Origin of the sequence: Ensifer sp. NM-2 (genome assembly GCF_003024455.1) — a bacterium.
Classification (GTDB): Bacteria; Pseudomonadota; Alphaproteobacteria; order Rhizobiales; family Rhizobiaceae; genus Ensifer; species Ensifer canadensis.
The window spans coordinates 1-564 of sequence record NZ_PVZR01000108.1 but is presented as its reverse complement, the minus strand read 5'-3'; the positions used below and the strand labels follow the sequence as shown (position 1 = coordinate 564).

Genomic DNA, 564 nt, shown 5'->3' with positions numbered 1-564 from the left:
GCCATGACTGCCCAGCCGAGCACCAACGGGTCCTCGATCTCCACCCAGCTCGAAGACACCCAGCTCGAGGACACCCCGTCACAGCTCACCGACCAGGCCGACGCGCGGCAGTACACCATCCAGACCGGAGACACCCTCTGGGGCGTGGCCGAGCAGAAGCTTGGCGACGGTTCACGGTGGAGCGAGTTGGCCGAAGGGCTCAAGAACCGCCCCCAGGCTGACGGGACAACGATGAGCGACCCCAACCTCATTTACGTCGGATGGACCGTGGAACTGCCCGGCGATCAGACCGCATCCAGTGGGCAGAGGACGGCTCCCACCGATCAGGCCACGGACCAGCCCGACGTCGCATCCGAGGCCACGGCCAGCGAGTCGGCCCCGGCCACAGAGCAGGCTCCTGCATCCGAGCAGGCACCGGCAACGCCGCCGGCGAGTGTCCCCGGCGAAGTCGTCCCGCAGAGCGAGCGCGAACAGTCCCCGGCCCCGGACCAGGAGGCCTCGCCGGTGCCCGGGGCAGCGTTCGCGGTCGCCCCGGATCAGCCGGGCTCAGATCGGGCCGAGGCA

1 protein-coding gene is annotated in these 564 nt (G+C 70.0%); it reads left to right on the top strand.

Annotation, left to right across the window (positions count from 1 at the left end):
- On the top strand, positions 1-564 hold a 564-nt coding region (locus C6558_RS39850), incomplete at both ends, for a LysM peptidoglycan-binding domain-containing protein (RefSeq protein WP_146161009.1).